The following is a 23,126-nucleotide window of genomic DNA, read 5'->3' on the forward strand; positions in this document are numbered from 1 at the left end:
GATCATGGTCGATCAATCGATCGCCGGCCCGGTGATGGCAAGCGTATCCGGAGGCGACAGGTCGGGCCGCGCCCGCATCGTCATCCTTCTGCTGTGCCTGGGGCTGGCGGCTGCCATTTTTCTGTCGCTGACATCGGGGGCTTCGGACGCATCGGCCGTCAACGTCATCGGGGGCTGGCTGTTCGGCACAGTGCCTGATGACGCCGCGGTGAGCGCCCGCGACAGCCTGATCGTCTATGACATCCGCCTGCCGCGAATCATCCTCGGCATGCTGGTCGGCGCGGCGCTCGCGGTCTCCGGCGCGGTCATGCAGGGACTGTTCCGCAATCCGCTGGCCGACCCCGGCCTGATCGGCGTCTCGGCCGGCTCCAGCCTCGGCGCGGTTGCCGTCATCGTGCTCGGCGCCACGATATTGGCTCCGGTGACCGCCTTGCTCGGCACGCTCGCACTGCCGCTGGCGGCCTTCTGTGGCGGGCTCGCCACCACGCTGGTGCTTTACCAGGTCGCGACGCGGCGGGGGCAAACCTCGGTTGCCACAATGCTGCTTGCCGGCATCGCGCTGGCGGCGCTCGCCATGGCGCTGACCGGCATCCTCATCTTCATGGCCGACGATCGCCAGTTGCGCGACCTGACCTTCTGGCAACTCGGATCGCTCGGCGGCGCAACCTGGGCGAAGATCGCGTCGGTAGGGCCGATCATCGTGCTGGCGCTGGCGGCGATGCCGTTCCTGGCACGCGGCCTCAACGCGCTGGCGCTTGGCGAGGCGACCGCCGGTCATCTCGGCATTCCGGTGCAGCGGCTGAAATACACGGCCATCGTCGGCGTCTCTGCCGCGGTCGGCGCATCCGTCGCCGTCAGCGGCGGCATCGGCTTCGTCGGCATCGTGGTACCGCATCTGCTGCGCCTGCTGATCGGTCCGGACAATCGCTATCTGCTGCCGGCGTCGGCGCTGCTCGGTGCCTCGCTGCTGCTTCTGGCCGACGCGGTCGCACGCACCATCGTTGCGCCGGCCGAACTGCCGATAGGCATCGTCACCGCGATAGCGGGCGCGCCGTTTTTCCTTTGGATCCTGCTGCGCAAGCGCGGCGTGGTTGATTTGTGAGGCTTGATGATCGAGGCCAAGGATGTTTCGATTGATATCGCCGGCAAGCCTATCGTCAGCGGTATCGATTTCCACGCGCGGCCCGGCGAGATCGCCGCCATCGTCGGCCCCAATGGTTCGGGCAAGACGACCTTCCTCAAAGCGCTTTCCGGCGAACTCGCCTACACCGGGCGCGTTGCCCTCAACGGCCGAGATCTCTCGACGATGAAGCCGGTCGAGGTGGCCGTCCATCGTGCGGTGCTGCCGCAGGCGACGACGCTGTCGTTCCCGTTCACCGTGCGGGAAGTGGTCAAGCTCGGCCTTGTCGGCGGCCGCTCAGGCGTCTTGCCGGGCGAGGATGCGCGGCTGCCGGAACGGGCGCTGGCGCGTGTCGATCTCGACGGCTTTGCCGGCCGTTTCTACCAGGAGCTTTCGGGCGGCGAGCAACAGCGCGTTCAGCTCGCACGCGTGCTGAGCCAGGTCTGGGCACCGGTGCTCGACGGCAAGCCGCGCTTTCTGTTCCTCGACGAGCCGGTTTCCAGCCTCGACATCAAGCACCAGCTGATCATCATGAACATTGCCCGCGACTTCGCCAGAAGGGGCGGCGGCGTGGTCGCCATCCTGCACGACCTCAATCTGACGGCCATGTATGCCGACCGGATCTTCGTCATGCATCGCGGCAGGCTAGCCGCCACCGGGTCGCCGCGGGATGTGCTGAGCGATGACCTGATCGAAAAAGTGTTCGACTGCCGGCTCAGGGTCGGCGTGCTGCCGGCCGGCAATATGCCGTTCGTGCTGCCTCAGTCAGCGGCCTGATTGCAGATCTAGCCCGCGCCCCTGCTGGGTCAGGCAGCTGGTGCGCGGCGCTCCAGCATGTCGATTCCGAGCAGGTTGCGCACATTTGGACGTGCCGCCACGAGGTCGGCGATCGTATAGCGCTCCAGCACGGCGAAGAACGCGTTCAGCGCCTCGCGCAGCGCCGAGTTCAGCGCGCAGCTATCGACGAGCGGGCATTCGGCGGCATCGTTCTCGAAGCATTCGGCCATAGCGAAGCTCTCTTCTGTCACGCGCACGACATCGAACAGGCTGATGGCTTCGGCCGCCCGGCCAAGCTTGACGCCGCCATTCCTACCGCGCACGGTCTGGACGAGGCCGTGCTCGACCAGGGGCTGCAGGATCTTGAACAGGAAAAGCTCCGACACCGAATAGGCGGCCGCGATCTCGGGGATGCGGCTCAATCGGTCATCATTGGCCGCGCAATACATCAAGATGCGCATGGCATAGTTGGTCTGGCGCGTAAGCCGCATTTTGTCCTCACAAGGCACTGGTGCGGTGCAACCACGCCAGATCTGGAAATTTTGCTGATATGGCTTTGACCCGAATTTCCGGATTCGCCACATTGGCTCGGGCGGAATATGGCCTATACCTTGGAATAATTCCAGACTAGCTTCGTGCGATAGATGAATTTTCTCCTCAACTTTGTGTGCGCGGCCGGGGAAAGTTCCGGACGAAACCCGCTGTCGCGGGTATTTCGGCCATCGGAACACTAAATAGGCTGAGATCGACGAGGAGCGGCTCACCCATGTCACAATCGGCTTCGCCCCTGGCGCCGGTCCGTTTCGATGCCGAGGCGGATGCCAAGCTTTCCGCGTTGCGGCGGACAAAATTCCTTGCGGCGGCCGCACTGGCGCTTTGCGTGCTGGTGTTTGCGCTCGCCAAATCCTTCGAGCGCACCTATCCATGGCTCGGCTTCGTCGCCGCCTTTGCCGAGGCCGCGACCATCGGCGGTCTGGCCGACTGGTACGCGGTGGTGGCGCTGTTCAGGCGGCCGCTGGGGCTGCCGATCCCGCACACGGCCATCATCCCGGAGAACCAGAACCGCATCGCCGACAATCTCGGTCGCTTCATCGAGGTCAACTTCCTGGCGCCTGAACCGGTGCGCGAAAAGCTCGCCGAGGTGGATTTCTCGGCACTCGTCGCCGACTGGCTGGCCGATACGGAGCGCGCCGCCGGCCTGTCGCGCTTCGTCGTGCGGCTGGTGCCGCAGACGCTGGCCGCTGTCGAGCAATCCGGCCTGCGCGGCTTCGTCACCAGCCGCATGCTGGAACAGATCGAAAAGGTGCCGTTGGCGCCGCTGGCCGCCGAGCTGTTGTCAGCGCTTACCGACGACCGCCGTCACCAAAAACTGTTCGACGAGTTCACCAAGGTGATCGGCAGGTTCCTCAATGACGAAAAGGCGCTGGCGACGATGCGCGAAAAGATCCGCGAGGAACTGCCGTCGCTGTTCAACCTGTTCCGTGCCGACGCCTATCTCCTGAAGAAGATCGTCGCCTCGGCCGGCTCGCTTCTCGACGAGGTGAGGGCCGATCCCGACCACCCGATGCGCGCCGAATTCGACCGCTTCGCCCAAGGCTTCGTCGAGAAGCTGAGAACATCGAAGCAATACGCCAAACGGGCCGAGAAGCTGAAGCGCGACTTCCTGGCCCGGCCGGAGGTAAAGGGGTTGGCCGGCGAGATGTGGGCAAGCCTCAGCCAGTTCATCGAGCAGGACGCCAAGGCGCCGAATTCGGTTGTCCGCGCGCATCTTGCCAACATGTTCGTCGAGGTCGGTCGCCATCTTGCCGGGGATGCGCAGATCCGGGCCGACATGAACCAAGGGTTCGTGGTGGCTCTGGCGTCGTTCGTGGAGAGCCAGAAGGCCGGCGTGTCGACATTCATCGCCGACCAGGTCAAGCGCTGGGATCTTGCGCAGCTCACGCGGCTGATCGAGATGAACATCGGTCGGGACCTGCAGTATATCCGCTTCAACGGCATGATCATCGGCGGGCTCGCCGGTGTCGTGCTCTATGTGGCCGAGCGGCTGTTCCTCGTGAATTGATGCGCGACCAGACTGGCGCTCACTCCTCCGTGTCCGAATGGACTCACGGCATGCGAGTGCTATTCTCCCGCCGAGGGTGCCCGCATCATGCGGCAAAGGGGAGCAAACGAGCATGGCGAAACAACCGGAATCCGATTCCTTCATGGACATGTTCGGCAGGTTCGGCCGCGACCTGAAGGTGCCCAATGTCGATGTCGAGGCGATCCTCGCCCATCACCGCAAGAACCTCGAAGCGCTAGAGAAATCGGCACGAGCCAGTGCCGCCGGCGCGACCTCGCTGTTGTCCAGGCAGCGCGAGATGCTGGAGGACACGCTGCGCGAGGTCACGGACATGGCGCAAAGCTACAGGGCGCCGGGCAATCCGCAGGAACTGATGACCAAACAGACGGAGTTTGCCAGAAAGTCTTTCGAAGTCGCATTGAAGAATGCGGGCGAAGTGGCTGAACTGGTCAAGAAATCCGGCGCCGAATCGGTCGACATCCTGCGCACGCGCATCAAGGAGGCGATGGAGGAAATCCGCGCCGGCTACGAGAAGAAGTAGCGGAAATGGCCGAGGCTGGCTCGTTGCTGCCAGCGGCCCCTGAAGCCTGGAAATCCCGATTTAGCCTGCGACTGCGCTCGCGGCGTGGCACGATTGCGGCCGAAACCGGCGGAACGGATTCGCGCCGAGCGAATTGACAGAGGCCGTCAGTTCGTGGTCCGGAGGCTTTGGAAGCGATCGGGAAACCAGGAATGAACGAAATACGGCCTAAAGCGCCGCCGACCTACGAGCAGTTGAGGATGATGGCCGGGCAGGAGCTTGGCGTATCGGAGTGGACGACGGTCGACCAGAACCGCATCGACCAGTTCGCCGAATGCACCGGCGACCACCAATGGATCCATGTCGACCCTGAAAGGGCGCGGCGGCAAAGCCCGTTCCGCACGACGATTGCGCATGGCTATCTGACGCTGTCGATCATCGGCGCACTGGCGCTCGGCATGGGCATCGTGCCCGAGAACACCCAGGCTGCCTTCAATTATGGCTTCGACAAGGTGCGCTTCCTGGCGCCGGTCAAGGTCGGCGCGCGCATCAGGCTGCGCATCACGCTGCTGTCCATGGAGGACAGGGGTCCCGGCCAGTATCTCATGAAGGCAGCCAATACGGTCGAGATCGAAGGCGAGGAAAAGCCTGCCTTGACGGCTGAAACGCTGGTCATGCTCTATGAACGCCGCAAGCGGGCAGGCGCCTGAGCCTGTTTGGGAATTCTACTCTCTGAGCGGTGTGGCGCGTCACGAACCCCTGGATTCCGTGCGGCCTGCGGCGCGGGCAGAGAGCAGCGCGAGGACCAGCGCGATCAGCGCCAGCACTGTCGCCGTCTGAAATGTGACCTGCATCCCCCGGGCGGCCTCGGAACTCAGAAGACCAATGCTTTGGTGCTTTTCGGCCGATGCGACGGCGAATATGGCACCCATCAACGAGGCGCCGGTGATCAGCCCGAGATTGCGCGAAAGGTTGAGCAGGCCGGAGACGACGCCGCGCTGGCCGGCACTGATGCCGGCCATGACGGCTGCATTGTTGGATGTCTGGAACAGCGCGTAGCCGATGCAGGTGACGGTGATCGGAACGACATAGCCGGCAATGCCGAGCGTCACCATGGCGAGCGACAGCAGGAACGTGCCTGTCGTGAGGCTGAGCAGGCCGGCGACCATCATCTTGTGGGCGCCGAAGCGATCGGTCAGGCGTCCAGCCACCAGCGCCGACAGGGCCGAGACAAGCGGCCCGGTCGACAGCACGAGGCCGACCATTGCGGCATCGAGCCCAAGTCCTCGCGAAAGATAGAACGGGGCAACCACCAAAGTCGCCATCATTACCGTCGCGACAACGAGGCTCATGGCGAGGCTGGCGCTCAGTTGGAAGTCGCGGAAGCTGGCAAGCTGGATCAAGGGGTTTTTCACACTCGCCTGCGCGGCGGCGAAAAGAAAAACACCGATGCCGGCAGCGACCAGCAGGCCGACGTTGAGCGGTCCGAAATTGCCTCTGCCAAGCGTCATGGCCAGCGCATAGGCGGCCAATGTCAGGGCCAGCAGGGCAGTGCCCATGACATCGAACGTGCCTCGGTCGAGCCGCGCGGTTTTATTGCGTGCCGGCAAGGCACGCCAGGCGAGAGCGAAGGTGAGCACACCCAGCGGGACATTGACGAGGAAGATCGCGCGCCAGCCAAAGCCGGCGATCAAAAGGCCGCCGAGCGAGGGGCCAAGTGTCGTGCCGATCGCGGACATGGCGCCGAGCAGGCCCATGGCGCTGCCAATTCTGTCTTTGGTCACGGTTTCGGCGACAAAGGCCAGCGTCAGCGCCATCATCAGCGCCGCGCCAAGTCCCTGCACGGCGCGTGCGGCGATCAGCAGCCACAGCGTCGGCGCCAGGCCGCAGAGCACCGATGCCGATGTGAACAGCGCGATGCCGCCAAGCAGCAACGGCCGGCGTCCAAACATGTCGGCCAGCCGGCCGGCGCTGACGATCAGTGTGGTGATGGCGAGCAGATAGGCCAGAACAACCCATTGCACGGACTGGAACGTCGCGCCGAAATTCTGCATCAGCGACGGCAGCCCGACGCTGGCAATGCTGGTTCCCAGCGACGACAGCAGCGTGGCGAGCGACAGGCTTGCCAACGCCCAGCTGGCGGATTGCATCCGTGGTGACGCCGATGTCAGCCCGTCCCGATTTTGCTCAGCGATTGCCACGGCGATCTCCTTCCACCAGTCCCACAACCGGAACTGCTGGAGATCTAGTTCTTTGGCCAATGTGGCGGAAGGCGCAGCATTTGCATCTTATTCGTGCGTTTGGCGCCATATCATGCCATTATCTGCCGATGACATCACCCGATCTCAACTTACTGTTCGCTCTCGACGTCCTGCTGACCGAAGGCAGCGTGGCGCGTGCCGCCAGCCGCCTGCGCCTCAGCCCCTCGGCTATGAGCCGGACGCTGGCGCGGCTGCGCGAGGCCACGGGCGATCCGCTGCTGGTTCGCGCCGGTCGCGGCCTGGTGGCGACGCCGCGTGCGGAAGAACTGCGACAACAGGTGGGCCGTGTCGTCCAGGATGCGGAGGCGCTGCTGCGCCCTGCCACCTTGCTCGATCTCCCGAGCCTGGACAGGGTCTTCACGCTGCGCACCAATGAGAGCTTCGTCGAAGAATTCGCACCTCGTCTCGTTGCCCGTATCCAGGCCGATGCGCCCGGCGTGCGGCTGCGCTTTGCGCCGAAGTCCGATAGAGACGTCATGTCGCTGCGCGATGCGGCGATCGACCTGGACATAGGCGTCGCTGGCGAGACCGGACCGGAGGTGCGCATCCAGGCATTGCTTCGCGACTGCTTCATCGGCGCCGTGCGAATGGGCCATCCGTTGAGCGAGGGCGCGGTGACGCCGGAGCGCTATGCCGCAGGCCGGCACATCAGCGTTTCACGGCGTGGCCGCGAGAAAGGGCCGATCGACGAGGCTTTGAACCGGCTCGGGCTGCAGCGGACGGTCGTGTGCATGGTTTCCGGGTTCTCGGCAGCCCTTGCCATGGCCCGCACATCAGACCTGATCGCAAGCGTTCCGGAGCGGCATACCGAGGGTGCACGCACCGGCATGCACAGTTTTCCCCTGCCGGTTGCCACCGCCGAGGTCACCATCTCCATGCTCTGGCATCCGCGCCTCGATGCCGATCCGGCGCAACGCTGGTTGCGCGACCGCGTGCGGGAGGTCTGCGCGGCGTCGCGCTGACAACGATGAGAAGCCTGCGCCAACCGCCCAGGCTTCTCATCTGTCCCGTCTATTCGGTTTGGCGTTTCTGCAAATGCCTCAGTGCGCCTAGTGTGAGCGTCGCCATGACCGAACAGTAGCCCACCAGCGGCCACGCCGTGTCTCCATCAAGCAGGATGACGAACAGCGTGCCGAGGATGCCGACGACAAGGCTCTGGATGCAGAAGTAGAGCGCGACGGCGGTTCCCGCGACATCGCCGAACGCCTCGAGTGCACCGTTCGCGGTGACTGAGACAGCGAAGACGATACCCGCGGCAACGACCCACATCGGTAAGACGAATGTCGCGAAGGACGGCGCCGCGAACAGTTGCCCGGCCGCCAGCAGAGCCGCGCCGAGCAGCAACATCGCCATGCCTCTGATAGCACTGCCCGCAATGCCCCAACGTGCAATGAACTTTTTGGCGAAGCGGGTGGTCACGATCATCACCAGCGCCGCGGTGGCGAAGGCCAGGCTGAAACCGAGCTGTGAAAAGCCGGCGCGGTCCATGAGCACCCGGGGCGCCGTCGAAAAGAACACGAAGAAGGCGCCCATGGCGGCACTGAAGCCGAGCGTATACGCCCAGAAGGCGAAGCTGGAGAGAATGGGACGAAACGCCATTCGCCTGTCGTTGCCATTCAATGGTCGTGTTTCATGCCATCTCGGCCATGCATTGAGGGTGGCGGCTACCGCCAGACCGCCGAGCGTCAGGAAGATCGCGCGCCAGCCGAGATTGTCGGCGATCAACGCACCGGCAATCGGCCCTAACGCCGGCACGAAGGCCAGCATCGAACTGAACAGGCCGTAGATGACGGCACTTTCAAGCCTCTGCGCATAGACGTCGCGAACCGTTGCAAAGGTCGCAACGAGAACGGCGGATGCACCGATGGCCTGCACGACCCGCAAGGCAACGAACACCATGGCCAGCGAGGTGCAGGCGAGCAGGACGGAAGCGCCTGCAAACAAAAGCGCGCTGCCGATCAGCACCGGACGCCTGCCGATCCTGTCGGAAATCGGGCCGAAGACGATTTGGCCGAGCCCAAGACAGATCATGTAGAGGCTCAGCGTCAGTTGGATGACATCAGGCGATGTCTTGAGGATCTCCGGCATCGCCGGGACGATCGGGAGGTAGATGTCCATGGCCAGCGAGGCCAGGATGTCGAAGGGCGCCATCAGCACCATGGCTGCTGGCAGGGAAGTGGTCCATGTCGGGTTTTTTGGACAAGGCATGATTGAACATCCGCTCAAATGGCTACATTTGGCGGCGATCTGCCGTTCTCACTGAAGATGGGAAATGACGGGCCGCCGCAACAACGAAGTGCTGTTGCGGCCTACTTGTCTGCTGACTTGCTGGTTCCCATAGTCGCTATCCCGGATCGCGCGGATATTCTCTCGACGCGCAGATCCGTCCCTTAGCAGCCGGAGTTTGTCCAGGCAACAGGATCAGCTTGGTCGCGTCATCGCAGCCTCGATCACCCTGAAAATCCGCTCGTCCGCGCATTGGGCAGCGTTGAAGCGCAGGAAGCGGCCAGCCGTCCCGGACAGGCTGAATGCGTTGCCGGGCGCCAGCACGATATTGTCGGCCAGAGCGCGGCGGGCCACTTCGGCCGCATCGACGCCATCCGGCAGACTGCACCACAGGAACAGGCCGGCCGGCTGGTCGATCCAGGGTGAGATGCCGATCGCCTTCAGGCGGGCGCCCGTCTCGCCCATGGCGCGCGCAAGCCGTGCGCGCAGCAAATCCATGTGCTTCCGGTAACTGCCGTCTTTGAGCAGCGTCAGCACCAATTCGGCCGCAAGCCGGCCGCCGCCAAAGGTGGTGGCGATCTTCAGGTCGGTCAGGGGCTCGATCCAGTCGCGGGGGGCTGCGATGAAGCCGCAGCGAACCGACGCCGACAGCGTCTTGGAGAAGCTGCCGATATGGACGACGCGGTTCAGACCATCGAACGCCGCCAGCCTGGGGGCGGGCGCATGTTCGAAATCGGCGAAGATGTCGTCTTCGACGATGGTCAGATCCGACTGGTCGGCGAGCTTGAGCAGCCGATGCGCGGTGACTGGCGACAGCACCGCGCCGGTCGGGTTGTGGATGGCGGAATTGGTGATGTAGAGGCGCGGCCGATGCTCGGCCAACGCCTGCGCGAACAGATCGATATCCGGCCCCGACGGCGTGTAGGGAACGCTGACGACCTTGGCCCGGTGGGCGCGCAACAAAGCGTGGAAGTTGAAGTAACAGGGGTCGTCGACCAGCACGGTGTCGCCGGGCTCGATCAGGAACCGGCACAGGAGGTCGATGGCCTGCGTGCCTGATTCCGTCAGCATGATCTGCTCGGGAGAGGCCTCGATGCCGTGCCCGGCCATACGCCGCGCCAGCAATTGCCGCAGCGGCGGCAGGCCGAGCGGCGTGCCGTAATCGGCCAGTGCGACATCGTCGGCACGCGCTACCGTGCGCAGTGCCCGGCGCAGACCTGCCTGCGGCATCCACGAGGCCGGCAGCCAGCCGCAGCCGGGTTTCAGCATGTCGTCGCCGGCCTCCAGGGACTGGCGTGAGATCCAGAGTGGATCGACCGCGCGGTCGAGGCGGGGGCCGATTTCGGCCAGCGACAGCGGCGCCAGCGATCCGGCGGCATAGAATCCGGAGCCCGGCCGCGAGCGGATCGTCCCTTCGGCGGCGAGCCGCTCATAGGCTTCGACCACGGTGGATTTGGACACTCGCATGGATTTGGCAAAGGCGCGGATCGACGGCAATTGCGCTCCCGGCGTCAGGCTGCGCGCCGCGATCCGCTGGCGGATCGTCGCCATGATACCTTCGACCAGCGTTCCGCTGCTCTCGCTTCCTGTGGTCTGTTTGTCCATCCGTACTGCTCTGCTAAGCATGACAGTTTTGCATAATTGTACCGCATTGTCTCTGGCGATGCCACCGGCTCCGCGCGATACGGAGCCGACAAACGGAGCATACGATGGACAAGACCGCGAGCGGCTGGATGAATGGATTCATCGGCGTGTTGATCTTCAGCGGCTCCCTGCCGGCAACGCGCGTGGCGGTGAAGGATTTCGATCCGACATTCCTGACCTCGGCCCGGGCGGCGATTGCCGGCCTGCTTGGCCTGGCGCTGCTGCTTCTGTTCCGGCAGAAACGCCCGGAGCGCGGCGATCTGCTGTCGCTGGTGATCGTCGCACTTGGCGTGGTTGTCGGCTTTCCCTTGCTGACCGCGTTGGCGCTCAAGCACGTCACCACGGCCCATTCCATCATCTTCGTCGGCCTGCTGCCGTTGGCCACTGCGATCTTCGGCGTGCTGCGCGGCGGCGACCGTCCGCGCCCGGCGTTCTGGCTGTTTTCATGCATCGGCAGCGCGCTGGTCGCGGGTTTTGCCCTGACGCAGGGCGTGACGGCCTCGCTGGTGGGCGATGGTCTGATGCTGGCTGCCATCATCGCCTGCGGCCTGGGCTATGCCGAGGGCGCTGCGCTGTCTCGCAGGCTCGGCGGCTGGCAAGTGATCTGCTGGGCGCTGGTGCTGTCGCTGCCGATCATGCTGGTGCTGACGCTGATGACCATGCCGCCTTCGTTCGACGGCGTCGGCGTCAGTGCGTGGATAGGGCTTGCCTATGTCTCGCTGTTCAGCATGCTGATCGGCTTCGTGTTCTGGTATCGCGGGCTGGCGCAAGGCGGCATCGCCGCGGTCGGGCAGTTGCAGCTGCTGCAGCCATTTTTCGGATTGGCACTGGCAGCGACGCTGCTGCACGAGCAGGTCAGCCCGCTGATGGTGGTCGTTACGGTCGGCGTGGTGCTTTGCGTCGTAGGCGCCAAGCAATTCGCGAAGCAGGAATTGCCACGACGCGCGATCGCCTGACGACGGTGCCGTCCTCGCCCAATGCATGTCGCCCAAAAGTGGCCCCGGTTTTGGGAGAACGACATGCATAAAAACAAGGACCTAAAGCGCGTCGCCTGGATCCGTTCAAACGCGACGCGCTTTAGAACTTCGTCACCACTCCAATACCAATCCCCTCGAAGCCGCCCATCGCCATCAAGGCCGCGGGCGCCTCGTCGAGACTGATTCTCTTGCCGACCAGCAGTTCGGGCTTCAGCTTGCCGTTGCGGATCATGTCCATCATCGCCTGGTAGCGATAGGCCTGCATGCCGTGGCTGCCGAGGATTTCGAGCTCGAAGGCGATCACCTTGTCCATCGGCACCTGCGGCCGGGCATGTTCGCCCAGCATCAGGCCGACCTGCACATGGCGGCCGCGCCGGCGCAGATTGGATATCGAATTGAACGAGGTGGTGGGGTGGCCGAGCGCGTCCATCGACATGTGCGCGCCGCCATTGGTGATCTGCTTGACCGCCTTGACCACGTTCGGCGTCGTAGATGCATTGATGGTGGCGACGGCGCCGATCTTTTTGGCGAAATCCAGTTTCTCGTCGGTGAGATCGATGGCGATGACATTGGCGCCCATGGCGCTGGCGATCATGATCGCCGACAGGCCGACGCCGCCGCAGCCATGCACCGCGACCCATTCGCCCGGCGTCACCCGGCCCTGGTCGACGATGGCGCGAAACGAGGTGACGAAGCGGCAGCCGAGGCTGGCGGCGGTGGCGAATTCCATCTCGTCGGGTAAGCGCACTAGGTTGGTGTCGGCGTGTTCGATGGCGACATATTCGGCGAACGAACCCCAGCCGGTGAAGCCGGGTTGGGTCTGATGCTCGCAGACCTGGTGATTGCCCGAATTGCACTCGAAGCAGCGGCCGCAGCCGACGGCGAACGGCACGGTGACGCGCTCGCCGGCCTTCCAGCGGGTGACCTGCTTGCCGGCGGCGACGACGATACCGGCCAGTTCGTGGCCCGGTACATGCGGCAGCGTGATGCCATCGTCATGACCCATCCAGCCATGCCAGTCGCTGCGGCACAGACCGGTCGCTTCGACCTTGATGACGACGCCATCGGCTGCCGGCTTCGGATCGGGAACGGTCTGGATCGTCGGCGCTTCGCCGAATTTCTCGAAGACGACGGCTTTCATCGGTCACTCCACCCTCTGTGCTGCAGGAAACGATAGCCGATTCCCTGTCTGGTCGAGCGGAAATCGATTCCGCCACGCCTGTTGGCAGGCAGCAGCTCTCAGCCGGTTTCGCGGTTGCGAAAGTCGGCAAGCCGGGTTTCGCCGGGGGCAAGCTGCCGCCCGTCCTCGGCATGGACTTCCAGGCGCTTGATCGGCCGGCCGGTGAGATTGTCGACCATGAAGGTATAGGGTTCGCCCGGTCCGGCGAAGTAGGTCTCGCCCCATTGCCGCAGGGCAACCAGGACATAGAACAGGCCGCGTCCCTTTTGCGTCAGCACATATTCATGGTGCGCGCTGCCGTCGGGTGCCGGGACCGTTTCGAGGATGCCATGCGCGACGAGATTGCGCAGCCGCGACGATAGGATGTTCTTGGCGACGCCGAGGCTCTTCTGGAATTCGCCGAAGCGCCGCAAGCCGTCGAACGCGTCACGCACGATGAGCAGCGACCACCAGTCGCCAATCGCGTCCAGTGGTCGCGCTATGAGGCAATCCGCTTCGTGGTGGCTCGTTCGTTTCACCATGGCAGTCGTTGGTCCAGCATTCGATTTTCGGTTGCAACATAAAACTGTTCTGCCTATCCAGCAAGAGGTTTCAAATTGAAACCTTTTATGGAGAGAGCAGACATGAACATGCAGGTGGTGAACAGCGGTGCAACAAGCCTCGAGCAATCCGATGGGCCGCCTCGGGTGGCGCCGCCACCTGCGGGATTGTCACGATTGACCGCGCTGATCTTCGCCATCGCCTGCGGCCTGAGCGTTGCCAATGTCTATTTCGCCCATCCGCTGCTCGACGCCATGGCGCATGATTTTGCTATCGCGCCGGCCTCGGTTGGCATCGTGGTGACGGTAACGCAGATCGGCTATGGGCTCGGCCTGTTCTTCATCGTGCCGCTGGGCGACCTGTTCGATCGCCGCAAGCTGATTGCAGGGCAGGCGATTCTGTCTGCCGTGGCGCTGGTGGCGGTCGGGGTCGCGCCCAATGCGGCGATGCTGCTGGCGAGCCTGGCGGTGGTCGGGCTGCTTGCGGTGGTGGTGCAGGTGCTGGTCGCCTTCGCTGCCGACCTCGCCGTAGCGTCGCAGCGGGGGCGGGCGGTCGGCACCGTCACCAGCGGCGTCATCCTCGGCATCCTGCTCGCCCGCTTTGCTTCGGGCGTCGTCGCCGATTTCGCCGGCTGGCGCTGGGTTTATCTTGTCTCGGCCATGTTGACGCTCGTCATGGCGATGGTTCTCTACCTGATCCTGCCGCGCCACGAGGCGGAGCGGCCACGCACATCCTATCCGCGCCTGCTCGCTTCGGTGCTGCTGCTGTTCGTACAGGAGCCGCTGCTGCGCGTGCGGGCGGTGCTGGCCATGCTGATCTTCGCCAGCTTCAACGTGCTGTGGGCGCCGCTGGTGCTGCCGTTGAGTGCTGCGCCATTTTCACTTTCGCATACCGAGATCGGGCTTTTCGGCCTTGCGGGCGTCGCCGGCGCGCTCGGTGCGCGCTGGACCGGCGGCCTCGTCGATCGCGGCCGTGGCCAGTTGGTCACCGGACTCGGCCTACTGCTGATGATGGCGGCCTGGCTGCCGATCGCCTTCATGGGCATGTCTCTGTGGCTGCTCGTCGCCGGCATAGTCATGCTGGATCTGGCGATCCAGGCCGTCCACGTCACCAACCAGAGCTTGATCTTCGCCCGCCGCCCGGATGCGCGCAGCCGCCTGGTTGGCGGCTACATGATCTTCTACTCGGTCGGCAGCGCCCTGGGCTCGATCGCCTCGACCATGGCTTATGGTGCAATGGGCTGGAGCGGCGTCTGTGTGCTTGGGGCCGGCATCGGCCTGTTGGCGTTGCTGTTCTGGGCGCTGACGCTGCGCGTCGGCAGATAGGCCTATGGCAACGGCGCGGTGTCGAGAAGCGGCTGCCAAGCCCGGAACCAGTCGCTCGCCTCGGCCTGCCACGGCCAGATGCCGTCCACAGTGGGATAGATCAGCTGGAGAACACCGAAATCCAGGCCGCCGTAGAACCAGAGGTCCCAGCCGAAATGCTCGCGGTAGTGGTCGATATGAACGGCGCCGAATTGACAGTCGAAACCTTCGATAAAACCGGACGATCGCTGCCCTGGTTGGAAAACCTCGCCGGAGCGGACGCGGCTGCAATACTCGTTGATGATGAACTGGGAGATTTCCGGCTTCAGGCCGATGACGATGAGTTCCGGCGCCTTGAAGTTGTGCTCTATTCCAACCGAATAGGTGAAAGGCGGATCGTCGCCTTCCTCCAGCACATGCAAGATGTGGCAGCCATAAGCCTCTATATCGGCCAGCGCCTTGGCTTCACCTGGGTCGGTGGCTTTTCTACTCGGCATCGATCTGGTTCTGGGGCGCGGCTTTCTGGAAGGCCGGCAGCGCCATGCAGGCGGCGTTGATGCGCGCGATCGTCGGGTAGGGCGTCAGGTCGACGCCGAAGCGGGCGTTGCTGGCAATCTGCGCGGCGAGGCAGATGTCGGCCAGGCCCGGCGCGTCGCCATGGCAGAATGTACCCGTCTCCGCCGCCGACGCCATGATCTTTTCAAGCGGCTGAAAGCCCTCGTTCACCCAGTGACGGAACCAGTTGGTGATGTCCTCGTCGCCGGCGCCGAACAGGGTGCGCAGCGAGGTCAGCACACGCAGATTGTTCACCGGGTGGATGTCGCAGGCGATCATCTGCGCCAGCATTCTCACGCGGGCCCGGCCGGCCGGGTCCTTCGGCAGCAGCGGTGGTTCCGGGCTGGTCTCGTCGAGGAATTCGATGATCGCCAGCGATTGCGTCAGCAGCGTGCCGTCGCCAAGGATCAGCGCCGGCACCAGCCCTTGCGGATTGACCGCGAGATAGGCTGGTTCCAGATGCTCGCCATGGCGCAAATGATGCGGGACGTAGTCGTAGCTCAGCCCCTTCATCTCCAGCGCGATCCGCACCCGATAGGAGGTGGAGGAGCGATAGTAGTTGTGCAGGATGAGTTCGCTCATGGCCTCACTTCGGTTGGCCGATGGTCACTTCGATGGTCCCGATGCCGTCGACGCCGCCGGTTATGGTGTCGCCGGGGCCAACCGCGCCGACCCCTGCCGGCGTACCGGTGAAGATCAGGTCGCCGGGCTCGAGTTCCATCGCCTCGCTGCAGATCGACACGATATCCGATATCGGCCAGATCAGTTCGGCGAGGTCGGCGTCCTGCCTGACCTTGCCGTTGACGGCGAGCCAGATGCGGCCCTTCTGCGGGTGGCCGGATTCCTGCGCTTGCACCAGCGGGCCGCAAGGCGCGGAGCGGTCGAAGGCCTTCGACCAGTCCCAGGGACGGGCGGCCTTCTTGGCCTCGTCCTGCAGATCGCGGCGGGTGAGGTCGATGCCGACGCCATAACCCCAGACATGATCCAGCGCCTTGTCACGGGGAATGCGGAAGCCGGCTTTGCCGATCGCGGCGACCAGTTCGATCTCGTGGTGCAGATTGGCCGTCAGCGGCGGGTAGGGGATAGCGGTGCCGGAATCGACCACCGCGTCGGCCGGCTTGGTGAAGAAGAAGGGCGGATCACGCTCGTCATTGCCGAATTCGCGGGCATGCGCCGCGTAGTTGCGGCCGACGCAGTAGATACGGCGCACCGCAAAACGATCGGACGAACCGGCAACGGCCACCGATGCGGTTGCGGGCAGGGGAAGGACGAATTCTGTCATCAAGGGTCTCTGCTTGGTTGCCGGAACATTCGACCGATTTAGGGCCTGGACAAGGCGATTTGGTCGAGAAAGTGCCGGCGGCACTTTCCGCCGGAGATGGCGATATACTATTTGGCAATAATCTGGCCATGGTGGAGAGGTTATTCTAATCGCTCACGAACTGAAATGAACCCCATGACCGCAACCCACGATCGCGCCCGGTTCCTGATCATCGACGACCATCCGCTGTTTCGCGAGGCGCTGCACAGCGCCGTGCAGATGGCCTATCCGGAAGTCGACACGGTGGAGGCGCGCTCGATCACCGAGGCGCTCGATCTTCTGGCCGATGCCAAGCCGTTCGACCTCGCGCTTCTCGACCTCTCGATGCCCGACGTGCACGGTTTTGACGGGCTGCTGCAACTCCGGACCCGCTATCCGCGCCTGCCCGTGGTCATCGTCTCAGGCTATGAGGAGCCGAAGATCATTTCCGAGGCGCTGTCCTACGGCGCTGCCGGCTTCATCCCGAAATCGGCGCGCAAGAGCGACCTCGCCGCCGCCATACGCTCGGTGATGGAAGGCGCGATCTATGTCCCGGAAACCTATGAAGGCCGCACGCCGGACGCCGACAGCGTCGACCGCGCCGACATGGTGCAGCGCCTGTCGACGCTGACGCCCCAGCAATTGCGCGTGCTGCAGATGCTGCGCCAGGGCCTGCTCAACAAGCAGATCGCCTACGAGCTGCAGGTCGGCGAGACGACCGTGAAGGCGCATGTCTCGGAAATATTGCGCAAGCTCAATGTCTACAGCCGCACGCAGGCGGTGATCGAGGTTTCGAAGCTGGACAATGCCGAGCTGTTTCGGGATCAGGCGGGATTTTGAGCTTTGCTGCGCTCGGCCCGCTGGAGACAAATGACTAGTTAAGCCAGCAAATGCGCCAGCAGCGCCCTTAATTGCGCAGGCTTCAGCGGCTTGCGCATCAGTTCGATGCCGCCGGAGCGGGCGGCTTTGGCGACCGCTTCCGAACTGTCGGCGGTGACGATCAGCGCCGGCACGGCGCGGCCGAGATAGTCGCGGACTTCGGCGATGGTCGTGGTGCCGAGATCGCCGCCGTCGAGATGCTGGTCGGCAATGACGATGTCGGGCACCCAGTCGGTGTCGCCAAGCATGTCGAGCGCATCGTCGGTCGAGGTCGCGGCCCGCACCAGGCATTGCCAGCGTTCGAGCAGGAAGGTCATGGCCTGCAGCACTTCGACATCGTTCTCGACCAGCAGCACCTTGGTGCCGAACAGGCCATAGCCGCGCGGCCGTTCCATGTCGGCAACGCTGGCGATGGCATCGGCTGGCGCACCGATGCCGACCGGAACATCGATGTGGAAGATCGTGCCGCGTCCGACCTTCGACGAGAATGTCACGGGATGGCCGAGCGCGCTGGCCATGCGGCGCACGATGGCGAGCCCGAGCCCGAGACCGCCACCGTCCAGTTCGGCATTGGCCGGCGAGGTGCCGCGATGGAATTCCTCGAACACCGCCTCGCGCTGGTCGTCGGGAATGCCGCAGCCCGTATCGGCGACGTCGATGCGGATGGTGTCGCCGCGATGCCTGGTGCCGACAAGCACGCCGCCCGAGCGTGTATAGCCCAGCGCGTTGGAGAGAATGTTCTGCAGGATGCGGCGCAGCAGCGTGCGGTCGGAGCGGACCACCGCATGGACCGGCCGGAATTTCAGCGACAGGCCTTTCATCTCCGCCACCGGCAGGAAATCCGAGCGGAGCGACGAGAACAGCGCTTCCAGGCTGACATCGCTTATGTCGGGCTGCACCACGCCGGCATCGAGCTTTGAGATGTCGAGCAGGGTTCGCAGCAGGTCCTCCATCGTCTCCAGCGAGCGCTCGACCTGCCGCACCAGTTTCTTGCCCTCGTCGCTGGTCTGAACTTCGGCGAGCGCCGAAACCGAGAGATGGGCCGCGTTCAGCGGCTGCAGCACGTCGTGGCTGGCAGCGGCGAGGAAACGGGTTTTCGACAGGTTCGCCAGTTCGGCGTTTTCCTTGGCGGCGCTGAGGTCGATGTTCGACTGCTCCAGCCGCCGCAAGGTCGAGTGCAGTTCCTCGGTGCGGGTGCGCACCCGGTTTTCCAGCGAAATCGCGGTCTGGAACAGCGAAAAGGCGTTGCCTTGCTGGTCCATAGAGCGCTCGACGCGGCTGACCAGTGCCGCGTTGATCTTCTTCAGCTTTTCAAGATCGTTTATGTCCCTCAGCGGCATCTTGTTTGCGCCGTCCTATTCCGCCGCCTGGCGCTCGCCAAAGGCGATGCCGGTGAAAGTCTGGTTCAGATGCATCGACCGGTACTGTTCGCCATAGGTGCCGAAGCCGATGACATTGTTGACCCGGTAGAGTTCCGAGATCTCGCGAAATACCTGCCGATTGCGCGCGTCCAGCCGGCGCAGCACGCAGTCGAAGCCGAGGATCATGTCGATACCGCCAAGCCTCTCCTCGACATCGCGCAGGGCGGCGCGCGTCGATTCGACCATGTCCTTGGGTTGAGCGATCGACAGCACAACGCCATCGTCTATGGCGCAGAAGAACGACAGCGAGCCGTCGGCATGCATCTTCTGGATCGACCGGCAATAATATTGGCCGCCCACCTTCACCACCACGGGATGCGAGGCGAAGCTCAGTGGCGTCAGCATCTGCGCGACGATGCCGACGGACGCGGAATATTCCTGCGCCGCATTGGTGGCATTGAACTCGCGCACGATGCGGTGATCGGGATCGGAAGCCGTCACCACCAGTTTTTCATCGGTGGGAACGAAATTGTCGGTCTTGAAGACATGGAAGGGAATTTCGGTCGATATCAGCACGATGATAGCGCTGTCGGAGGTGACCTTGCCGTTCGAGATCAGGCGCGTCGTCTCGAATTTCAGATCGTCGCCGGCGGAGCCGCCAAGCAGCGGAATGTCGTCGAGGCCCCAGTGGATGGCTGAACTCACCGCTTCTTCGGCATAAGAGAGCCCGTCGATGAAGCAGAGCGCGAAAGTGCCTTTGGTCCGATCGCAACCAAGGCGCGCGCGCAGCGATCGCCGCAGGGTCTCCACCTCGCCGGTGATCCTGTCCATACCCGACGAGGACAGATTTTCGACCATCACGCTGACGGCGGTGAACGCGGTGGACGGAAGCAGCATGGCCAGCACATGGCCATCCTCGAGACCTTGCGGCGTGATCTCGCCGGCAGTCGAACAGCCGGCGTGGTGGAGCGCCGGTGCGTGGGTCATGAGCGCCTGGGAAAGGGCGCTGGCTTCGACCAGGCTCTGGGAAAAGAACAGCAGGGCAAAGCCTGCGTCGATGGCGGCTGCTTCCAGTGCGATCGCCTTGGCGAACGCCTCCATGTCGGGCTCGTCCGTGGTGAGCGCCGACAGGCCGCATGCATAGCGCGTCTGTGAATTGGCCAGCGATGTTCTCCGCATTTCCTCCGACGCTTTTTGTGCGCGGCTGTTTTTAAATGCTTCTGGCGCGCGGGCGTCGACCGACATTGTTGCCTTCAATCGGCGGTTTGGCAATGGGGCCACCGGCACCGCATGTTTGGGCGCGGCCATGATCGAAAGTACAATGTTCCGCGTTTGCGACGTGCTGTTTTTTGTCCGATGTGCGGTGTACGAATAATGCACCACCGAAGCGCGAATACCGCGTCGGCAGCGTGGATACCAAGGTTGATACCCAGGGAGGGACCATGTCGGACGTTTCGTTGATGGTGAACGGAAAGCGGGTCAGCGGTGCTGCCGAGGACCGAACACTTCTGGTTCACTTCCTGCGGGAAAATCTCGGCCTTACCGGCACGCATGTCGGTTGCGACACCTCGCAATGCGGTGCCTGCGTCGTCCACGTCGATGGCAAGGCGGTCAAATCCTGTACGATGCTCGCGGTGCAGGCCTCCGGCTCCACCGTGCTGACGATCGAGGGCCTGGCCAATGGCGCCGACCTGCATCCGGTGCAGGCCGCCTTCAAGGAGCATCACGGGCTGCAATGCGGCTTCTGCACGCCGGGCATGATCATGACGGCGACCGACATGATCAGCCGCCACCCCGAAGGGCTCGACGAGGCGACGGTGCGTGCCGAGCTCGACGGCAACATCTGCCGCTGCACCGGCTACCACAACATCGTCAAGGCGATCCTCGCCGCATCGACGACGATGAAGGGGTCCAAGGGTAAGGCGAGACAAGCTGCTTAGGCAAGGGAATAAGGGAGTAGGGCAGTAGGGGAGTAGGGCAAAAAGGCCAACGCAACGAGGCCCTTTTTCCCTAGTCCCTTACTCCCTACTGCCCTACTCCCATAAATTCCGGAGGAATTTCTGATGGGCATTGAAGGTGTTGGCGCTCGGGTCGCGCGCAAGGAAGACAAACGGTTCATCACGGGCGCCGGCCGCTATGTCGACGACATGGTGGTTCCCGGCATGAAGCACGCCGCCTTTGTGCGCAGTCCGCACGCGCATGCGCAGATCAAGAAGATCGATGTGAAGAAGGCCCAAGGCATGCCCGGCGTCATCGGCGTGCTGACCGGCAAGGAACTCAAGGCCGACGGCATCGGCAATCTCATCTGCGGTTGGATGATCCACTCCAAGGACGGCTCGCCGATGAAGATGGGAGCGTGGTCGCCACTCGCCTTCGACCGGGTCCGTTATGTCGGCGACGCCGTCGTCATCGTCGTCGCCGAGACCAAGGGGCAAGCGCGCGACGCCGCCGAGGCGGTCGAGATCACCTACAAGGAGCTGAAGGCCGTCGTCGATGCCTCCAAGGCGATGGACAAGGGTGCGCCGCAAATCCACCCCGAAGCGGACAACAATCTGATCTTCGACTGGGACATCGGCAATGCCGACGACACCGCGGCGGCTTTCGGGAAGGCAGCCCATGTCGTCAAGATGGACATCATCAACAACCGGCTGGTGCCCAATGCCATGGAGCCGCGCGCCGCACTTGGTCATTACGACAAGGCCGAGGATCACTATACCTGCTGGACGACCTCGCAGAATCCGCATGTGGCGCGGCTGGTGATGAGCGCCTTCTACAATGTCGCGCCGGAAAACAAGCTGCGCGTGATCGCGCCCGATGTCGGCGGCGGCTTCGGCTCGAAGATCTACATCTATCCCGAAGAGATCGTCTGCCTGTGGGCGTCGAAGAAGACCGGCGTGCCGGTCAAATGGGTGGCCGACCGGACCGAGAGTTTTCTGACCGACGCGCATGGCCGCGACCATCACACCCATGCTGAAATGGCCTTCGACAAGGACCACAGGATCCTCGGCCTGAAGGTGGAAACCCAAGCCAATCTCGGCGCCTACATGTCGCTGTTTTCATCGGCGACGCCGACCTATCTCTATGCGACTCTGCTGTCGGGCCAGTACAACATCCCGGCCATCCACGCCAATGTGAAGGCGATCTACACCAACACCGCGCCCGTCGATGCCTATCGCGGGGCAGGGCGGCCGGAAGCGACCTTCGTCATGGAGCGTATGATGGAGACGGCGGCCCGCCAGTTCGGCGTTTCGCCGGCTGAGCTGCGGCGCAAGAACTTCGTCACCTCGTTTCCGCATCAGACGCCGGTCATCATGTGCTATGACGCCGGCGACTATGCCGCTTCGCTCGATGCGGCAATGCAGGCGTCGGATTATGCCGGCTTCGCCAAGCGCAAGGCCGCCGCCGCCAACAAGGGGCTGCTGCGCGGCATCGGCATGAGCTGCTACATCGAGGCCTGCGGCATCGCGCCGTCTGCGGCCGTCGGCTCGCTCGGCGCCGGTGTCGGCCTTTGGGAATCGGCGGAAGTGCGCGTCAACGCGGTCGGCACGATCGAGGTGCTGACCGGCTCCCACAGCCACGGCCAGGGCCATGAGACGACCTTCGCGCAACTGGTCAATGAGCGCTTCGGCGTGCCGCTCGATTCGGTCTCGATCGTGCATGGCGATACCGACAAGGTGCAGATGGGCATGGGCACTTATGGCTCGCGCTCGGGTGCGGTAGGGATGTCAGCCATCGTCAAGGCGCTCGACAAGGTAGAGGCCAAGGCCAAGAAGATCGCGGCGCACCTGCTCGAGGCCGACGAAGGCGACATCATCATCGAGAACGGCGCGCTGAAGGTGGCCGGCACCGACAAGAACGTGCCGTGGTTCCAGATGGCGCTGGCCGCCTACACCGCCCACAATCTGCCTGGTGGCATGGAGCCCGGGCTGAAGGAGACGGCGTTCTACGATCCGTCCAATTTCACCTTCCCCGCGGGCTGCTACATCTGCGAGGTCGAGGTCGACCCGGAAACCGGCGTGACCGAGATCGTCCAGTTCGTCGCCGCCGACGATTTCGGCAACATCATCAACCCGATGATCGTCGAGGGCCAGGTGCATGGCGGGCTGGCGCAAGGCATTGGCCAGGCGCTGCTCGAAGGCGCCTATTACGACAACAGCGGACAATTGCTGACCGCGAGCTACATGGACTACACCATGCCGCGCGCCGGCGATTTGCCGTCGTTCAAGGTATCGACCTCGAACACCCCTTGCCCGGGCAATCCGTTGGGGATCAAGGGTTGCGGCGAGGCCGGCGCCATCGGCTCGCCGCCGGCGGTAATCAACGCTATCACCGACGCCATCGGCAGCAACGATCTTGCCATGCCGGCTTCGCCGTCCACCGTGTGGGCCGCGATCCGCGCGACGAAACATTGAACGCGAAT

The 23,126-nt window shown here is 63.8% G+C and carries 22 protein-coding genes; 11 read left to right on the forward strand and 11 right to left on the reverse strand.

The window, feature by feature from the left end:
* Positions 1-4: 4 nt before the first annotated feature.
* A complete protein-coding gene (locus tag AC0L3E_RS19555; protein ID WP_352581636.1) occupies positions 5-1,102 on the forward strand; it encodes a FecCD family ABC transporter permease in 1,098 nt (365 codons plus the stop codon).
* A 6-nt stretch (positions 1,103-1,108) separates the two neighbouring features.
* Entirely contained in the window at positions 1,109-1,897 is a 789-nt protein-coding gene (locus AC0L3E_RS19560) for a heme ABC transporter ATP-binding protein (RefSeq protein ID WP_128307866.1), read from the forward strand.
* 29 nt (positions 1,898-1,926) lie between these two features.
* Here the strand turns inward: AC0L3E_RS19560 and rirA are convergent, their stop codons facing one another.
* Positions 1,927-2,388, reverse strand: coding sequence for an iron-responsive transcriptional regulator RirA (rirA, locus tag AC0L3E_RS19565; protein WP_127267528.1), 462 nt, complete (start codon positions 2,386-2,388; stop codon positions 1,927-1,929).
* A 275-nt stretch (positions 2,389-2,663) separates the two neighbouring features.
* On the opposite strand from rirA, the gene AC0L3E_RS19570 reads away from it, so the two are divergent.
* The 3 genes from AC0L3E_RS19570 to AC0L3E_RS19580 all read left to right on the forward strand — a co-directional run bounded on the left by AC0L3E_RS19570 (position 2,664) and on the right by AC0L3E_RS19580 (position 5,189).
* Positions 2,664-3,959, forward strand: a complete 1,296-nt coding sequence (locus AC0L3E_RS19570; RefSeq protein ID WP_128307865.1) for a DUF445 domain-containing protein — start codon at positions 2,664-2,666, stop codon at positions 3,957-3,959.
* A gap of 112 nt (positions 3,960-4,071) precedes the next feature.
* Complete coding sequence (locus AC0L3E_RS19575; RefSeq protein WP_292680192.1) at positions 4,072-4,500, forward strand: phasin family protein; 429 nt, start codon at positions 4,072-4,074, stop codon at positions 4,498-4,500.
* A gap of 191 nt (positions 4,501-4,691) precedes the next feature.
* Positions 4,692-5,189, forward strand: coding sequence for a MaoC family dehydratase (locus AC0L3E_RS19580; RefSeq protein ID WP_127267530.1), 498 nt, complete (start codon positions 4,692-4,694; stop codon positions 5,187-5,189).
* Positions 5,190-5,228: 39 nt separating this feature from the next.
* On the opposite strand, the gene AC0L3E_RS19585 is transcribed toward AC0L3E_RS19580, so the two are convergent.
* Entirely contained in the window at positions 5,229-6,680 is a 1,452-nt protein-coding gene (locus tag AC0L3E_RS19585) for an MFS transporter (protein ID WP_473605399.1), read from the reverse strand.
* A gap of 128 nt (positions 6,681-6,808) precedes the next feature.
* Between AC0L3E_RS19585 and AC0L3E_RS19590 the strand changes: the two genes are divergently transcribed.
* Positions 6,809-7,702, forward strand: coding sequence for a LysR family transcriptional regulator (locus AC0L3E_RS19590; protein ID WP_473605504.1), 894 nt, complete (start codon positions 6,809-6,811; stop codon positions 7,700-7,702).
* A gap of 49 nt (positions 7,703-7,751) precedes the next feature.
* On the opposite strand, the gene cml is transcribed toward AC0L3E_RS19590, so the two are convergent.
* Together cml and AC0L3E_RS19600 are read right to left on the reverse strand one after the other, a co-directional pair.
* Positions 7,752-8,948: a CmlA/FloR family chloramphenicol efflux MFS transporter gene (gene cml, locus AC0L3E_RS19595; RefSeq protein WP_473605400.1), complete on the reverse strand. Its 1,197-nt coding sequence runs from the start codon at positions 8,946-8,948 to the stop codon at positions 7,752-7,754.
* A 213-nt stretch (positions 8,949-9,161) separates the two neighbouring features.
* Positions 9,162-10,571 (reverse strand): aminotransferase-like domain-containing protein, encoded by a 1,410-nt coding sequence (locus AC0L3E_RS19600; protein ID WP_473605401.1) that lies wholly within the window; start codon positions 10,569-10,571, stop codon positions 9,162-9,164.
* Between the two features lie 104 nt (positions 10,572-10,675).
* On the opposite strand from AC0L3E_RS19600, the gene AC0L3E_RS19605 reads away from it, so the two are divergent.
* A complete protein-coding gene (locus AC0L3E_RS19605) occupies positions 10,676-11,566 on the forward strand; it encodes a DMT family transporter (RefSeq protein ID WP_473605402.1) in 891 nt (296 codons plus the stop codon).
* A gap of 121 nt (positions 11,567-11,687) precedes the next feature.
* Here AC0L3E_RS19605 and AC0L3E_RS19610 read toward each other — a convergent pair whose 3' ends face one another.
* Complete coding sequence (locus AC0L3E_RS19610) at positions 11,688-12,728, reverse strand: zinc-dependent alcohol dehydrogenase family protein (RefSeq protein WP_127258661.1); 1,041 nt, start codon at positions 12,726-12,728, stop codon at positions 11,688-11,690.
* Positions 12,729-12,826: 98 nt separating this feature from the next.
* Positions 12,827-13,288 (reverse strand): winged helix-turn-helix transcriptional regulator, encoded by a 462-nt coding sequence (locus tag AC0L3E_RS19615; RefSeq protein WP_127271974.1) that lies wholly within the window; start codon positions 13,286-13,288, stop codon positions 12,827-12,829.
* Between the two features lie 102 nt (positions 13,289-13,390).
* On the opposite strand from AC0L3E_RS19615, the gene AC0L3E_RS19620 reads away from it, so the two are divergent.
* On the forward strand, positions 13,391-14,632 hold the full coding sequence (locus AC0L3E_RS19620; protein ID WP_473605403.1) for an MFS transporter: 1,242 nt from the start codon (positions 13,391-13,393) through the stop codon (positions 14,630-14,632).
* A 2-nt stretch (positions 14,633-14,634) separates the two neighbouring features.
* On the opposite strand, the gene AC0L3E_RS19625 is transcribed toward AC0L3E_RS19620, so the two are convergent.
* The 3 genes from AC0L3E_RS19625 to AC0L3E_RS19635 are packed head-to-tail and all read right to left on the reverse strand — an operon-like array spanning position 14,635 to position 16,448.
* Positions 14,635-15,108 carry a DUF4262 domain-containing protein gene (locus tag AC0L3E_RS19625; RefSeq protein WP_473605404.1) on the reverse strand — a complete coding sequence of 158 codons (474 nt, stop codon included), beginning with the start codon at positions 15,106-15,108 and terminating at the stop codon, positions 14,635-14,637.
* Positions 15,098-15,748 carry a maleylacetoacetate isomerase gene (gene maiA, locus AC0L3E_RS19630; protein ID WP_473605405.1) on the reverse strand — a complete coding sequence of 217 codons (651 nt, stop codon included), beginning with the start codon at positions 15,746-15,748 and terminating at the stop codon, positions 15,098-15,100. Before maiA ends, AC0L3E_RS19625 begins: the two co-directional genes overlap by 11 nt.
* A gap of 4 nt (positions 15,749-15,752) precedes the next feature.
* Complete coding sequence (locus AC0L3E_RS19635; protein WP_473605406.1) at positions 15,753-16,448, reverse strand: fumarylacetoacetate hydrolase family protein; 696 nt, start codon at positions 16,446-16,448, stop codon at positions 15,753-15,755.
* A gap of 174 nt (positions 16,449-16,622) precedes the next feature.
* Between AC0L3E_RS19635 and AC0L3E_RS19640 the strand changes: the two genes are divergently transcribed.
* Positions 16,623-17,306, forward strand: coding sequence for a response regulator (locus AC0L3E_RS19640; RefSeq protein ID WP_164762678.1), 684 nt, complete (start codon positions 16,623-16,625; stop codon positions 17,304-17,306).
* A 38-nt stretch (positions 17,307-17,344) separates the two neighbouring features.
* Here the strand turns inward: AC0L3E_RS19640 and AC0L3E_RS19645 are convergent, their stop codons facing one another.
* Positions 17,345-18,685, reverse strand: a complete 1,341-nt coding sequence (locus tag AC0L3E_RS19645; protein WP_473605407.1) for a hybrid sensor histidine kinase/response regulator — start codon at positions 18,683-18,685, stop codon at positions 17,345-17,347.
* A gap of 15 nt (positions 18,686-18,700) precedes the next feature.
* Complete coding sequence (locus AC0L3E_RS19650; RefSeq protein ID WP_127329575.1) at positions 18,701-19,885, reverse strand: FIST signal transduction protein; 1,185 nt, start codon at positions 19,883-19,885, stop codon at positions 18,701-18,703.
* 263 nt (positions 19,886-20,148) lie between these two features.
* Between AC0L3E_RS19650 and AC0L3E_RS19655 the strand changes: the two genes are divergently transcribed.
* On the forward strand, positions 20,149-20,646 hold the full coding sequence (locus AC0L3E_RS19655; protein WP_127272058.1) for a (2Fe-2S)-binding protein: 498 nt from the start codon (positions 20,149-20,151) through the stop codon (positions 20,644-20,646).
* A 123-nt stretch (positions 20,647-20,769) separates the two neighbouring features.
* Positions 20,770-23,118, forward strand: coding sequence for a xanthine dehydrogenase family protein molybdopterin-binding subunit (locus tag AC0L3E_RS19660; RefSeq protein ID WP_352736427.1), 2,349 nt, complete (start codon positions 20,770-20,772; stop codon positions 23,116-23,118).
* Positions 23,119-23,126: the final 8 nt, after the last annotated feature.

This window comes from Mesorhizobium sp. WSM4822 (assembly GCF_055811155.1).